The sequence below is a fragment of the Bradyrhizobium sp. SZCCT0153 genome (genome assembly GCF_018129995.1).
Classification (GTDB): domain Bacteria; phylum Pseudomonadota; class Alphaproteobacteria; order Rhizobiales; family Xanthobacteraceae; genus Bradyrhizobium; species Bradyrhizobium japonicum_G.
Window position 1 is genome coordinate 184,413 of the sequence record NZ_JAFCKS010000005.1, and the last position, 14,551, is coordinate 198,963.

Consider the following 14,551-nt stretch of genomic DNA (forward strand, 5'->3'; position numbering starts at 1 on the left):
AGGCGATTAAGCCAGCGTTCGCAACAAGATGGCGCTATAGCACACTGGCGCTCGCGTGCAACAGAACACCGCCGGACATCCGCCAAATGCCGGGGGATGCAGCGCTTTTGGGCGCGCCTCTAGACGTTCCCGGTCGGAGCCAGTCGCTGCTTCACGAACACTTCCAGATTTCCGCCCTCGAACAGATGGCCCGCAAGGCCTGCGGCCCGCGCCGCTTCCATGTCGCTGTCCTTGTCTCCGATCACCATGCTGCGCGTCATGTCCACCGGGAAACGCTGCGCGAGATCGGTGATCATGCCGGGCGCCGGCTTACGCCGGTCGCTGGTGCGGCAATAGTGCGCGACGGTGCCGTCGGGGTGATCGGGGCAATACTCGAACGCGTCGATATGGGCGCCGACCAGCGCCATCTGGTCTGCCATCCAGCGGTGCAGGGCGACGACGTGATGCTCCTCGTAGTAGCCGCGTGCGACGCCGGATTGATTGGTGATGACGAAGGCGAAGTAGCCGGCGTCGTTGACGGCCTTCACGGCCTCGCGTGCGCCCTCGATCCATTCGAGCTTATGGGTCTCGAAGGTGTATCCAGAATCGTGGTTGAGCACCCCGTCGCGATCGAAGAATACGGCGGGGCGCCGTAGCTTCTCGCTCAGCTCGCGGTCGGCGCGCGCGAAATCATCGGGTATGCCGATGTCGATGAAATAGCCACGATAGGCCGTGCCGCGCAACTGGCCGGACTTGACGAGACCGGGGAATACGTCCTGCTCGAGCGAGGCCGGAAGCGTCGCAATGTCGGTGAGAATGGACCTGTCCACGACGTAGATGCCGGCATTGACCGGCCCCGTGGCGCCTGCACCCGGGGCGATGAAGTCACGCACCACGTCGCCGTCGAGAACGACCCGGCCGTACCGATCTCCGACGACGCCGTCGCGCAGTGCCATGTGAATGCGCCCATCCTGCGCGCGCGCGATCAGATCGAGCAGGTTGAAGTCAAACAGCGAGTCGCCATTGAGCAGCAGGAATCGTTGATGCAGCAGGTCGCGTGCATGCACGAGCGCGCCGCCGGTGCCGAGCGGCTCGGTCTCGCGCGACACGATGATTCGCGTCCGTCCCCTGGCGGCCGCGGCGTAGTGCGTCTCGACGATCTCCGACTTGTGGCCTGCAAGCAGGAGAATTTCATCGAACACGCCATGGCGTACGAGCTCGTCGATCAGCGCGTCGAGAAACGGGCGTCCGCCGATCTCGAGCATCGGCTTCGGAACCAGCCTGGTACGTTCGCCCAGCCGTGTGCCCAGCCCGCCGACGAGGATGACGGCCTGCCTCAGCATGGAGGGGTTGTTTTGCGACATCGGTTAAGCCGTCGGACGAGCAAGTTTCATTCCCAACGTCCATACCGTGCCGCCGATCTCGGCGCCAGATGCGCTTTCATCGCGACGGAGAATGCCGAAGGTCAGCGCTCGCACGGAATGCGAACAACCGCGGTCTGCCGGTTGGCGAACAGCGCCTGAAACGGGCCGGCGCGAAGCGACGTGACGAACCCGGAAGCCAGCGGCTCCGTTGGCGGAAAATAGGGGAGGCGCTGGCCGGCATCGAGACGGGTCCATTCGATCGTACGCGGGTTGATCACGGCGACGAGCTGCCAGGTGTCTTGGCCTGTCCCCAGCATGTCCTGGACCGCGCTTCGGTCCGCTTCCTCCGTCTCATTCGGGACCTGCGTATTCGTCGGCCGTGGCGCGGTCGTCGCCGGCGCTTCCGTGGTGCGGACGGGCCGCAAAATTCCGCCCATAGCGTCGGCCCTGCCCATCTGAAAATACGTCTCCTGATTGATATCCTGCAAGAGCGGCCGGATGGTCGTGCAGGCCTCGGCAAGCCGCCGCGCTCCGTCGCCCGGTTCGACGATCGCCGAAACGACGGTGCGCATCCGCTTCGCGACGGCCTCGTTCACGGTATCAAGATTCGAAAACATGTAGGCAGCCGGGGAACCGGTCAGGGATTGGATCACCCCGAGCGTGTAGGGATCGGACAGCAGGATGCCCTTTTTCAAATTGTCGTGCAGCCAGCGCGCCGCGTCCAGGTCGCTGGCATTGTAGTGCGTGATGGCCGTGGCGCCGCTCGGAAGAGCTCCGTAGCTGTAACTCTTCGACATGCCGGCCAGCCCGGCGCGGTCGAGAGCGACGCCCAACCCGACGATGGCCGCAAGCGCGCAGACATGAATCCATCTCGACCGCATGAACGTCGCCGGCACGAGCGCGAGAAGGAGAGCCGCTCCCGCTATCTCGGTCGGCCGGAGGAAATCCTGGTATCGCGAGGACGACAGGTCCGGCCGCCAATTGAAGGTATAGCCGGCCAGCACGAGGCCGACAGCGATCAGAGTAACCGCGATTGCCGCGGAAGCTCGCCGCCGGACGGGAGCGGGAGAGGGGTCGATGAGCAGCTGGCAGAACGCTTCTGTTGCGGTGACCGTGAGCAGGGCCAGCACGATCATGATGATCCGGTACAGAAACGGAAAGCCTGACAGCACGGCAACGGCGAGGCCGCAGCCGATCGTCCAGGACCACAGCAGCTTCGCCGTGCGCGCGGTTTGAGCAGGGCTGGAAGCGGTGTCCAAGCGCGGGTTGAAGCGATCAATCCAGCACCAGGCCATGGCCATCGCGATGCAGACGGCAAACAGCGGGCCGATGGCCCGGCCCAGCTCGATCACCGCGATCTCGGGGCCGGCGCCAAGGAACAGTTCGTCGCCGCTTTGAATTGCTCTTCCCAGCACCAGCCCGGTGATGTGGGAGAACATCACGTTGGCATTTGCCGATGGCAGATAGCCGAGGCGCATCATCACGATGCAGGAGACGATTCCGGCTATGATCAACGGCAGTACGATGGACAGGGCCCGCAAAAGTCCGAGGCTCCGCGCCGGCCGGCGTGAGGTCTCGTGCAGGATCAGCAGGTAGCCCAGCCAGGCGGCAAACACCGCTGGGATGAACAGATAGGAGCCGCGGTGCGCCAGCAGCAGCGTCGCGGGCCATACGCAGCCGACCAGAAGAACGCCTTCGTGTCGATTGGCATTACCCAGAATCCTGAGCAGGAGTAGCGCGCCTGCCACCAGTGCAAGCAGCAGCGCGTTGTTGTTGAGCACGAAGGCAATGAGGAGCGAGGTCGCCGCAGTCAGGATCAGCAACGCGACCGAGCCCGCCCGCAGATCCTCCTTCGCGCCTTGCCTGGTCTTGCCGAGAAGGACGCCGAGAAAGGCCACGCTCCCCGCAAGCGCCAGGCTGCCATTGGTCAGCAGCCCGATGGCGTTGCCGGTCGCGGCGAAGAAAAAAGCGTTCCATTTCCGCGGTTGTTCGGAATAGACGCCCTCCGCGAAGGTGTAGAGGGCGACGAGGAAAAACAGGATCGAGACGTAGCGATAGGTCCATCCGAAATGCAGGAGATCGAGTCCCAAAACGCCAGCCAATGCGCCCGCCAGCGCAGCACGAAGGTCGACGTAGGATTGCGACGCGTAAGGATTGATGACGCCGCTATCGGCATATTCCTGCGCCGTCTTCATCCAGTGAACGTCGGCGCCGATATCCGAGTAGGGAAACTGGGAATACGCGCCGAACGTCCACCACCACGTCATGAGCGCGATTGGTAGCGACAGCAGACACCACAGGCCGATCGTTCCGGCGTCGCCCCTGCGCGGGCGCCAAACCGGCCAGGTCCACGCCAGTCCGAAGCCGGACAGCGCGATCATGATTGCCAGATGAAGCCGGATGTCGCCGATCAGAACGGAGCAGAACCCAAGAAGAATGCCCACGGCGGATGCGCCGATCGCATATCCGAGTACGACGAACTGGACCTTCGTCAGCCGGCTCGTCTTGATCAGCTTCAGCGGCGCGATCGCCAGGATTGAGAGGCCGGTGCCGAGCTGGATCAGGAAGAATACGAACGTCAAAAGCAATGTATTCATCCACATCGCAGTATCTCTAGAGTTCTTCCGGCTGAGCCAGGAAGATGCATGAGACAGGCCCGCTCGGGCGGGACGAATGGCCGCCGGTTATTTCGGGGCGCTGCGTTGCGCGCGCATCTGCGTAGGCGCGGCGCGGTTCCATTCACAATTGGCTCCTCATCGGCTGAGCGGATTCGTCCATGCAGCGTGTTTAGCACGCCGGCGAGAGAATATCCGGCGGCAATCTTCGATCCGTTGGCCGATCCGTCCCGATTGTTGCCTTCTGGCCGCAAATCAGCTCTGCGATTGTGCCGCGGCTACCACACGCTCCGACCGCCATCCATGACGAGATTCTGTCCGGTCATGTAGCTCGAGGCGTCCGAGCAGAGAAACTGCACCGCGGCCCGGTATTCGTCGACATCCGCCATGCGCCCCATCGGGATCAGACGCGTCAGCCGTTCGACGAAGGCGGGATCCTGGTTGTTGAACACGCCGCCGGGTGAGATCGCATTGACGCGGACGCCGTGGTCGGCCCAGTAGGTCGCGAGATATTTTGTCAGCCCGATCAGCCCGTGCTTGATCACGGAATAGGTCACGGGCTTGACCGGTTGCTCCTCCTCGCGCGTGACGCTCGGCTGGCGGTAGAGCCGCTGGTCCGGCGCGATCACACCGAGATCGGAGGCGATGTTGAGGATCGCGCCGCGCCCGCGTTTGGCCATCTCGCCGCCGAACACCTGCGCGCACAGCATCGCGCCGGTGAGGCCCACGGCGATCTCGGTCTGCCATTGCGGCACGGGAAAGGCTTCGAAGCGCGAGGAGTGCATTACGCCGGGCGCGGATGTGACCTTGGGATCGATCGCCGCGTTGTTGACGAGGATGTCGATGGTGACGCCGCGGCCGGCAAGCTGCTCGTTTGCCGCCCGCACCGAATCAAGCGAGGTGACGTTGATCTCGAGCGCGATCAGGTCGGCCGATGGCGCGCTCTGCTTCAGCGTCGTGACGGCGGCTTCGGCCTGCGCCAGTCCGACATCGGTGACGACCACGCGCGCGCCGGCTTCGGTGAGCGCTGCAACGTGCTGCTTGCCGAGCAGGCCGCCCGCACCGGTCACGAGCGCTGTTCGTCCGGTCAGGTCGTAGCGGGAAGAGGGAGTTGCCATCGAAGGCTCCTGTTCAGCTTCTGAGCTGGCCGCCGTCGGCCACCATCACACTGCCGGTAATAAAGGCCGCGCGCGGCGAAACGAGGAAGGCGACGACGTCGGCGATCTCCTCGGGAGTGCCGAGCCGGCGCAGCGCCACCTCACGCTGGAGCATCTCGTCGACCGCGTGCTTGTTTTCGGCGATCTTGCGCGCCCAGGTTCCGTCCGGGCTCAAGATGTTTCCGGGGGCAACGGCATTGATGCGGATGCCTTCCAGCGCCAGCGGCCGTGCCAGGCCGCGGACGGTCGCGTTCAGCGCCGCTTTTGCGGCGTAGTAGGTGACGGGCGCGCCCAGTGCGGCCATGCCTGCGATCGAGGACACGCAGACGATGGCCCGCTCGCCGCTGCCGCGCGCCATCAACGGCCGGGCGGCCTCGATCATGTTGGTCGTGGCGAAGAGATTGAGGTCCATCACCCGCGACCACTCCGGCGCGGTCTCCTTCCCGGGGGGAACGGACGCGCCACTGCCGACGTTGCAGACGAGAATGTCGAGCCGCCCCCACTGCTTCTCGACGTCCTGGATGAGGCTCGCGGCGCTGGCGGGATCAGTGACGTCGGCAACATGAATCGAGCTCCGCCCGCCGACAGCTGCACGCGCGGCGTTCAGCGCGTCGGCGCCGCGCGCCGCGAGCGCGACCTTGGCGCCTTCCGCCGCGAGCGTCGTCGCGATCGCAAGCCCGATCCCGCGGCTGGCGCCGGTGACGAGAGCGACGCGATCGTCCAGCTCGAGCTTCATCGCGCGGCGTCCTCGATCCAGCCGATGGTCATGTCGCGGTATTTCGCCAGCGCGCCGGCGTGGTCGCCGTCGGCAGCGCGCGCGGTTTGCAGGATATACTGGCCCTTGTAGCCGGACCGCTCGATTAGCCGGATCGTTTTGGCAAGGTCTGCATTGCCGGTGCCGAGAGGCACGGTGGTGCCACTGCGAATGCGGTCCTTGACGTGCACGTTGAGGATGCGCGGTGCGTAGGCGCCGATCTCCTCGTCGCTGTCATAACCGAGCGAAGCACTGTTGCCGCTGTCATAGTTGATGCCGAAGACGTCGGCAGGAAAAGCTTCCATGAACCGCGCGAGCTCGCGCGGCGGCAGATCGGATTCGAAGACGATCTTGACGTTCCGCCGCGCAAGCTGTTCGTGGCGGGCGAGCAGTACGCGTTTCAACGTGTCGCTTTCGCTCTGGCGCTCGATCTTGCCATTGTCGACCAGCGGAATCACAACGAATTCGATGCCGATATGGCTGCAGGCGGCGATCAGCAGATCGAGGTCGGCGACGAGCGCGTCGCGCACAACGGCATCGACCTTCCAGAACGGCGCCTGCATGAAGCAGTCGCCGGTCAGGCTCGGGATCCGCACGCCGGTCTCGCGCGACAGCGCCAGAATGTCCTGCTGCCCCGGGTCGGTCGTGAGCGGATTCTCGCGCAGCCGTTCCTGATCGATGGTCCATTCCATCCGCGTCAGGCCGAGGGCCTTCGCACGTGGAAACTCGTCTCGCCACTCATCCCAGGGGAATGCCTGGATCTTGCCGTCGACGAGAGCCGACAGTCGTCCTTGCATGAAGCCGATGCGTTGCAGCGTTGTGGTCACGATTTGCTATCCGAGCTGATGGCGAGGCCCTTGGTGGTCCAGCCGCCGTCGACGAAGAGCTCCTGGCCAGTCACATAGGCGGAGGCTTCCGACGCCAGGAACACGGCGGCTCCCACCATGTCCGCGGGCTGTCCCCAGCGGCCGAGCATGGTGTGGCGGCGCCTCGCCTCGTGCATGGCGGGATCGGCGAAACTCGTCGCGGTCATCTCGGTCGCGACATAGCCCGGCGCGAGCGCGTTGACGCGGATGCCGTCGGGCGCATAGTCGGTGGCCAGCGCTCGCGTCAGTCCGGCAAGGCCGGCCTTCGCCGCCACGTAGCCGGGATTGCCGGGAAAGCCGCGGACCGAATTGATGCTGGTAACGTTGACGATCGCAGCCGAGCCCGCGTTCTTCAGGAGCGGATGGGCGGCAAGGATGGTGGCGTAGATTCCGGTGAGGTCGGTTGCGACCGTGGCTCGGAAGCGCGCGAGCTCGCTCTCGGCGCTTTGGGCGGGCAGGCTGATGCCGGCCGCGTTGACCAGCGCGTCAATGCGTCCGCCTTGTGCTGCCACGGTGTGGAATGCGCTCTCGATGGCCGCATCGTCGGAGAGATCGCAGGCAATCGCACTCACGCCCTGTGGCGCGGTCCCGGAACGGCTGAGGCCGAACACAATGGCCCCCGCATCTTGCAGGCCGGCTGCAATCGCCGCGCCAATGCCGCGCGAGGCGCCGGTGACGACCGCGATCTTGCCGGCGAGAGAGAAGGCGCTGAGGTCAGGCATAACCGTAACTACGCATGATGGCGGCGCAGAGCTTGACGTCCTCGGGACGGTCGATCTGGAACATCTTGTGACGCTCCATCACGTGAAAGCCGATCTTGCCGCCGAGACGATTGCTCTGCTCGCGCAGGAGCGAAGGGATGAAGACGTAGAACGAGCCGTTCTCCAGGTAGCGCTTCTCGATCTGCTGCCGCATGCGGCGGTTGCGATAATCGTAGTTGATAGGCTCCGGTCCGCTCGTGCCGATGTGCCAGTTGAAATAGTCCTCGACCTCGCAGACCGACAGCAGGCTGTCGAGATGATCGCGATCGAAGGTCGCGAGCGCGCTTTCGATGTCGCCGGGCTCGCGGATCGGCGACGTCGCCTGGAGCGCGACGACGCGCTCGAACCGTCCCATCTGCTCGTCGGTCGCATCGAGCGCGTGCAGCCAGGCGGATTCGGAGGAGGCGAGGTCACCTGAAATGCCTTCGGGGCGCCGCACGCCGACGGCGCCGGCAGCTTCGGCCGCGGCGAGGATATTGTCGCTGTCGGAAGAGACCGCCACCACGTCGACACCGCGCGCGGCGCGTGCCTGTTCGACCGTCCACGCAATCAGCGGCTTGCCGCAGAGATCGAGCAGGTTCTTGTGCGGGATGCCCTTGGAGCCGCCGCGCGCGGCGATCACGGCCAGCGTCTTGCGCGCCATCAGATGTGTCCCTCGAGACGCTCGAGCGCGGTCCAGAAGCCTTCGCCCATGTTCTTGTGGCCTTGCCATATTTCGGGAATGAACGATGCCGTCGGAGCATGCTGGCGCAACACCCGTCCGATCTCGTCGAAATCGATCTCGCCTTCGCCGATCTGGAGGCCTTCGCCGTCGAGCCCCTTGGCGTCGCCGAAATGCAGATGCGCGGTGTGCGGACCGAGCTGGGCGAGACCTTGCGCGAAGTCGAAGCCGAAATGGTTGGCGGCGAGCTTGGTGTGGGAGATGTCGACGCACATGCGCAGATCGTGCTTGGCGCAGAACGCAGCCGACTCCTCCGGGAAGATGAAGATGTTCTGGTGACGCTGGCCGCCGAAATGCCAGGGGAAAGGCGCCATGGTCTGGGGCGTGAGCTCGACGCCGTCCATGTCGAGTTCCTTCAGGCTCTGCGCAAAGATGCGGTAGCGCTCGGCCTTCTCCTCCGGCGGCAATGGCTCGTCCATGGTAAAGCCGCCGATATTCGCGACGATGGGCGGGCGCCTGGTCTTGGGAAAGAATTTCTTCAGGCCGCGGGTGATGTCGATCACCGCCTGGGTCTGCTCCAGCGAATAGCGCCGCAGCGCCTCGTCGGGTGTTGCGAGGTCCATCAGCTTGGAGCCGGCAAAGAGCTCCGGCGCATGCACCACGAAGCCGAGCTCATAGGTACCGGAGAGATAGGCCGCGGGATCACGCTCCATGTCGCTGTAGCTGAGATGGAACTCGATGATGTCGGGCTCGCAGATTTCCAGGAAGCGCCCGGTGTCGTGATAGCGTACCGGCACACCCCATGGCCGGTCGAAGCGATAGCGCCGGGCTTTTGCCGTCCCTTCGTCGAGGTCGCTCTGGAAGAAATAGTCGTCGGTCGCCATCGTCCGCGTCAGCCTGCGGCCGAGCAGGGCCGGCATCTTCAGCGGCGACAGGCCCTGTCCCGGGCTCTTCACGGCGATGTCGCTGTCGGAGATCACGGTGCCGGCCGGAAGATCACGTGCGGCCACCAGGCTCTTGGCGAGGCTTTCGCGGTTGATCAGCTCGCCCTGGCTCAGCGCTCGCTCGGCCAGCTTCTCGCCGCGCGCCGCCTCAACCTCGCGGATGCCCGAGACCAGCGCCTTGAATTCCTCCGGCTCCAGGCTCGCGGCATGGTCCGGACCTTCCATCTCGCGGTCGAGCGTGATGTGCCGTTCGATGACGACGGCGCCGAGCGCCACTGCGGCCGTCGAAACGGCAACGCCGCGCTCGTGGCCCGAATAGCCGACGACCGGATGGATCTCGCGCAGCGTTTCCATGAAACGCAGATGGATGTTGTGGAGCGCGGCCGGATAGGTGCTCTGGCAGTGCAGCAGCACGTAGCTCGCATCGCGATCGTCGAGGAATTTCGCCGCGGTCTTGATCTCGTCCGTCGTGCTCATTCCGGTCGAGACGATCAGCGTCTTGCCGGTGGCGGCAAGGCACGCGAGCAGCGGCAGGTTGGTGAGGTCGGCGGAGGCAACCTTGTAGGCTTGCACGCCGAAGCCTTCGAGCGCGGCGACGCTCTTCGCGTCCCAGGGCGTGCAGAGATACTGGATACCCTTTGCGGCGCAGTACTCGGCGATCTTCTTCTGCTGTGGGGTCGGCAGTTCGAAACGGCGCAGCAGATCGAGCGTATATTCGACGGCGAGGTCGTCGTCCTTTCCGGACAGGCTCGAAGCGCGATAGACCTCGTCGAGCTTACGCATCTGGAATTTGGCGCAATCGGCGCCGGCCGCGACCGCGGCATCGACCAGCGCAATGGCGCGATCGAAGTCGCCATTGTGGTTGTTGCCGATTTCGGCGATGACGTAGCAGGGTTCACCATCACCCAGAAGACGGTTGCCGATGCGGATTGGGGCAGGCTGTTTGGGCGATGTCATCAACATTCTCGTCTCATATCGTCAGGCGAATCGCGCGGGAAAGCGCGACTTCCATGTCCGCAGCCCGTTCTCTTCGAACATGATGCGCGAACAACTGTGCCCCTGCTGTTCCAGTGCGGCAATGAGCTGATAGCGCTCGAACGGACGCACGAAGAACATGAAGTAGCCGCCGCCGCCGGCGCCCAGCAGCTTGCCGCCGACGGCGCCGTTCTGCTTGGCGAAATCGTAGATCGCGTCGATCGCGTCCGACGAGATCTTCGAGCTCAGCTTGCGCTTGGCGTGCCAGGCGTCGTCGATCAGCCGGCCGCATTCCAAGAGCTGGCCGCGCAGAAGATGCCGCCGGATGTCGCGCGTCACTTCCTTCTGCTTGGCGGCCGCGGCGACGGCATCGCTGGTCTCGTGCTGTGCCTTCTGGTCGCGGTGGATGGCGCCGGAATCGCGGCCCGAGCCGGTGTAGCAGAGCACCAGACTCTCCTCGAGCTCGGCGATGATGTTGGGATCGAGCCGAAGCGGCACGATGGTGTTCTGGTCCGAGAAGAACTCCATGTGATTGAAGCCGCCGAACACGGTGGCGTACTGATCCTGCCAGCCGCCGGGAATGTTGAGCATCAGCCGCTCGGCCTGGAACGCCATCTCGGCGATCTCGTGACGGTCCCACTGGTCGCCGCGGAATTCGTTGAAGCAGCCGATGATGGCCGATGAGACCACCGCCGAGCCGCCGAGGCCGGAACCGACCGGGAAATCGGCGGACACTTCGAGCTCGAATCCGTAAGTCGGCTTGATCAGGCGCACGACCGACTTGATCAGCGCCAGATCGCCGTCCGTTCCTAGCTCTGCGAGGCTGCCGGCCTCGACCGTGCGGCGAAAATCGTGCGAATAGATCCGGATGCTGGGATCGTTCCTTCGCCGCAGTGTCGCGTGGGCGTACATCTTGATCGTGGCGCTGATGACCGCACCGCCGTCATTCGCCACGAAATAATGCGTGAGGTCGGTGCCACCCCCGGAGAAGCTGATCCGCACCGGCGAGCGGGCGCGCGCGAACACCTCGCTCTCTTCCGACAGGTTGAACAACTCGCGGCTGAACACGTCGACCAGTCGCCCTTCGCCATCGAGGATCGGCACCACGTGCACGCGCTGGTCGAGCAGCTTGAGGATCTGTTCGCGCGGCCCGCCGCTCCGCGCCCAGACGAAGTTGCGATTGACGCAGGTCGCAACCCGGTCCTGGATCGTGGTGCCGGCCAGCATGCGTCTGCGGATGTCGCCGTCTGTCACCGCGCCGACGATTCGTCCGCTCGCGTCCTGAGCGAACAGGATACCGAGCATGTTCGCATTCAGGCGCCGGAAGGCTTCCTCAATGGTCTCGGTCTCGGCGATGGTGACGAGTGTTCGTTCAAGCACGTTTTGGGGTCCAGGAAGGGCCAATTCCAGGCCATTTCGTAGCAGGGTTGGTAATACGGGAGCGACAGGGACGATGCAAGGTTCCTGCGCCCCGGTGCATCGCGCCAAAATGGCTGCCCTCAAGCGCTTCGGCCGGGCGCAGCCGATTTACATTGGCCGCGGTTTCTATAGAAGGCTCCCGAGGGGTCTACGCGACATGTATGTGATCGGAATCAGCTCGGGGATCAAGCACGGGCACCATGACGGCGCGGCGGTGTTGCTGCGCGACGGCGAGTTGGTCGCAGCCGCCGAGGAGGAGCGTTTCACGCTGGCGAAACATGCGCGTGGCGAGCTGCCGCGCGGTGCGATCGGCTTCTGCCTGAAGCAGGCCGGCATCACCATGCGTGACGTCGACTGGATCTGCTCGCCGCTGAAGACCTACACGAACTACACGCAGCGCCTGACCGAATATTTCAAGTATCAGTTCGGCCACAGCCCGAAGATCGAGCTGTACGACCATCATCTTTGTCATGCCGCAAGCTCGTTCTACGGCTCCGGCTTCTCGGAGGCGACGGTGGCCTGTTTCGACTTCTCGGGGGATTCCAGCTCCGGCCTCGTCGCCCATGCGCGCGGCAACGACTTCCGTGTGCTGACGCGGTTCGCGCGCAACAACAGTCTCGGGCTCTATTACGGGATGCTGACCCAGTATCTCGGCTATCAGATGACCAATGACGAGTACAAGGTCATGGGCCTGTCGTCCTATGGCAGCCCGGACTATCTCGACAAATTCGCCAAGCTGCTTCGTCCGAACGGCATCAACTACGAGCTCGATCCCGAGCTCGACAAGCGCCGGCGCGACGCCGACATCTTCACCAGCGATTTCTCCACGCGGCAGGAACGCATCTTCACCGAGAAGATGGAGGAGATTTTGGGACCGCGCCGCCTGCGCGGCCAGCCGCTCGACCAGCGGCTGACCAACATCGCAGCCAGCGGCCAGAAGCAACTCGAGATCGTAGCCACCGAGGTGATCCGTTCCGCGATCGCCGAGACCGGCTGCGGCGATGTCTGCATCGCCGGCGGCGTCGGGCTGAACTGCAAGATGAACATGGAGATCGCGGCCGAGCCGTCCGTGAAGCGTCTCTACGTTCCGCCGGTGCCGCACGATGCCGGCGTGGCGCTGGGGGCCGCGATGATGAAATGCGCGGAGGCGGGCCACGCGATCGCGCCGCTGACCCACGCCTACTGGGGCCCGGAATATTCCAACGACACGATCCGGGAGACGCTGGACAAGATCGGCGCCCGATTCGAGCCGCTCGATGATCCCGTGGCGCGCTGCGTCACCGACCTGACGGATCAGAAGACGGTGGGCTGGTTCCAGGGGCGGATGGAGTACGGTCCGCGTGCGCTCGGCAACCGCTCGATCCTGGCCGATCCGCGCCATGCGGGCATGAAGGACCGCATCAACCTCACCATCAAATATCGCGAGGAATTCCGTCCGTTCTGCCCGTCGGTGCTATACGAGCGCCAGGCCGAGTATTTCGAGGACACGTTCGATGCGCCGTTCATGGTGGTGACGTTCCCGGTCAACGAGAAGGTCGCCGAGACCATGCCCGCCGTGGTTCACGTCGACAACACCGCGCGTATCCAGAGCGTCCATGCGGACAGCAACCCGCTCTACAGCCACCTGATCGGCGAGTTCGCGAAAGCGACCTCGCTGCCGGTCCTGATCAATACCAGCCTCAACATCAACGAGCAGCCGACGGTGAACGCGCCGCTGGAGGCGCTGCACACCTATTTCTGCTCGGGGCTCGATGTGCTGTATCTCGGCAATTACCGGCTGTCGAAGGCGGGCTGAGGCTACCGCTCGTCCGCGATGATCTTGCCGTCGTTCGGCAGTGCGCCGGGGCTGACCAGTTCTACGCTTCCGCCGAGCTTCGTCACCGCGCGCAAGCTGGCCGCGATCTCCTCGCGCAACGTGTCGCTCGCCGCAGCCGTTTCCGCTTTCAGCGTCATTGCATCGCTCTCGCCCTGGCGGCTGACGACGAGGCGCAGTCTTCCGAGCGGGGAATGGCGCTTGCCGATCTCGGCGACCTGCTCGGGCCGGACGAACATGCCCTTGACCTTGGTGGTCTGGTCGGCGCGGCCCATCCAGCCCTTGATGCGCATGTTGGTGCGCCCGCACGGGCTCGGGCCCGGCAGCGCCGCGGTGAGGTCGCCGAGCGCCAGGCGGATCCAGGGATGGTGCGGGTCGAGCGAGGTCACCACGATCTCGCCCACGTCGCCCGGAGTCACGGGATCGCCGGTGCCGGGCTTGACGATCTCCATGACCAGGTCCTCGTTCACGACCATGCCGTCGCGCGCTTCGGTCTCGAAGGCAATGAGGCCGAGATCGGCGGTGCCGAAAGCCTGGTAGGCGTCGATGCCGCGGGCCTTGATCTCGGACTGGAGCGAGGGCGGGAATGCCGCCCCTGAGACCAGCGCACGCTTGATCGAGGAGACGTCGCGGCCCGAGCTTGCGGCAGCATCGAGCAAGATCTTCAGGAAGTCCGGCGTGCCGCTATAGCCAACCGGCCGGTAGGCCTCGATCAGCTCGAATTGCTGCTCGGTGTTGCCGGGCCCGGCCGGGATCACCGCGCAGCCAAGCGCGCGGGCAGAGGAATCGAAGATGAAGCCGCCGGGGGTGAGGTGGTAGCTGAAGGTGTTGAGCACGATGTCGTCAGGGCGGAACCCGGCCGCGAACAGCGCCCGCGCGCCACGCCAGGGATCGGCCTGCCGGCCCTCCGGCTCGAAGATCGGGCCGGGAGAGGTGAACAGGCGGGCGAACGATCCCGGCGCCGCCGCCACGAAGCCGCCGAACGGCGCTGAGGCCTTGTGCAGGGCGGGCAGTTCCGACTTGCGCAGCACCGGCAGGGCCGCCAGCGCCGCCCTGGAGGTCACGGTAGCCGGATCAACGCCTTTCAGCCGCTCGGCATAGGCGGGTGCGGCCAGCGCGCTGCGCAGCACGTCCGGCAGGCGGCCGAACAGCTCAGCCTCGCGCGCGGCCTGTTCGCGCGTCTCGCGGGCGTCGTAATGGGCGGTCATGGCTGGACTTTCAGGGTTGGCATCCGTTGCACGCC

Annotated in this window: 12 protein-coding genes; 2 read left to right on the forward strand and 10 right to left on the reverse strand. The window is 64.9% G+C overall.

From position 1 onward, the window contains the following. Positions 1–119: 119 nt before the first annotated feature. Positions 120–1,322 carry an HAD-IIIA family hydrolase gene (locus JQ572_RS22330; protein WP_211384983.1) on the reverse strand — a complete coding sequence of 401 codons (1,203 nt, stop codon included), beginning with the start codon at positions 1,320–1,322 and terminating at the stop codon, positions 120–122. A gap of 122 nt (positions 1,323–1,444) precedes the next feature. After that, positions 1,445–3,787 (reverse strand): hypothetical protein, encoded by a 2,343-nt coding sequence (locus tag JQ572_RS35135; RefSeq protein ID WP_349643107.1) that lies wholly within the window; start codon positions 3,785–3,787, stop codon positions 1,445–1,447. Between JQ572_RS35135 and JQ572_RS22340 the strand changes: the two genes are divergently transcribed. Next, positions 3,780–3,992 (forward strand): hypothetical protein, encoded by a 213-nt coding sequence (locus JQ572_RS22340; RefSeq protein WP_211384985.1) that lies wholly within the window; start codon positions 3,780–3,782, stop codon positions 3,990–3,992. The two genes, JQ572_RS35135 and JQ572_RS22340, sit on opposite strands and share 8 nt — an antisense overlap. Before the next feature lie 244 nt (positions 3,993–4,236). Here the strand turns inward: JQ572_RS22340 and JQ572_RS22345 are convergent, their stop codons facing one another. From JQ572_RS22345 to JQ572_RS22375, 7 genes are read right to left on the reverse strand one after another with little or no spacing between them, the layout of a single operon-like run. Beyond that, positions 4,237–5,076, reverse strand: a complete 840-nt coding sequence (locus tag JQ572_RS22345) for an SDR family oxidoreductase (protein WP_211384986.1) — start codon at positions 5,074–5,076, stop codon at positions 4,237–4,239. 13 nt (positions 5,077–5,089) lie between these two features. Continuing rightward, on the reverse strand, positions 5,090–5,851 hold the full coding sequence (locus JQ572_RS22350; protein ID WP_211384987.1) for an SDR family NAD(P)-dependent oxidoreductase: 762 nt from the start codon (positions 5,849–5,851) through the stop codon (positions 5,090–5,092). Beyond that, the gene (locus JQ572_RS22355; protein WP_256808429.1) at positions 5,848–6,696 is read right to left on the reverse strand and encodes a sugar phosphate isomerase/epimerase family protein; all 849 of its coding nucleotides are present in this window, start codon (positions 6,694–6,696) and stop codon (positions 5,848–5,850) included. The genes JQ572_RS22350 and JQ572_RS22355 overlap by 4 nt, the downstream gene beginning before the upstream one ends. After that, positions 6,693–7,457 (reverse strand): SDR family oxidoreductase, encoded by a 765-nt coding sequence (locus tag JQ572_RS22360; RefSeq protein ID WP_211384988.1) that lies wholly within the window; start codon positions 7,455–7,457, stop codon positions 6,693–6,695. Before JQ572_RS22360 ends, JQ572_RS22355 begins: the two co-directional genes overlap by 4 nt. Continuing rightward, positions 7,450–8,139 (reverse strand): acylneuraminate cytidylyltransferase family protein, encoded by a 690-nt coding sequence (locus tag JQ572_RS22365; protein WP_211384989.1) that lies wholly within the window; start codon positions 8,137–8,139, stop codon positions 7,450–7,452. Before JQ572_RS22365 ends, JQ572_RS22360 begins: the two co-directional genes overlap by 8 nt. Continuing rightward, positions 8,139–10,058: an N-acetylneuraminate synthase family protein gene (locus JQ572_RS22370; RefSeq protein WP_249129193.1), complete on the reverse strand. Its 1,920-nt coding sequence runs from the start codon at positions 10,056–10,058 to the stop codon at positions 8,139–8,141. The genes JQ572_RS22365 and JQ572_RS22370 overlap by 1 nt, the downstream gene beginning before the upstream one ends. 21 nt (positions 10,059–10,079) lie before the next feature. Beyond that, positions 10,080–11,456, reverse strand: coding sequence for a GHMP family kinase ATP-binding protein (locus JQ572_RS22375; RefSeq protein WP_211384991.1), 1,377 nt, complete (start codon positions 11,454–11,456; stop codon positions 10,080–10,082). Positions 11,457–11,652: 196 nt separating this feature from the next. Between JQ572_RS22375 and JQ572_RS22380 the strand changes: the two genes are divergently transcribed. Continuing rightward, the gene (locus JQ572_RS22380) at positions 11,653–13,290 is read left to right on the forward strand and encodes a carbamoyltransferase family protein (protein ID WP_211384992.1); all 1,638 of its coding nucleotides are present in this window, start codon (positions 11,653–11,655) and stop codon (positions 13,288–13,290) included. Positions 13,291–13,292: 2 nt separating this feature from the next. On the opposite strand, the gene JQ572_RS22385 is transcribed toward JQ572_RS22380, so the two are convergent. Then, positions 13,293–14,516 carry a phenylacetate--CoA ligase family protein gene (locus JQ572_RS22385; protein ID WP_211384993.1) on the reverse strand — a complete coding sequence of 408 codons (1,224 nt, stop codon included), beginning with the start codon at positions 14,514–14,516 and terminating at the stop codon, positions 13,293–13,295. Positions 14,517–14,551 lie beyond the last annotated feature (35 nt).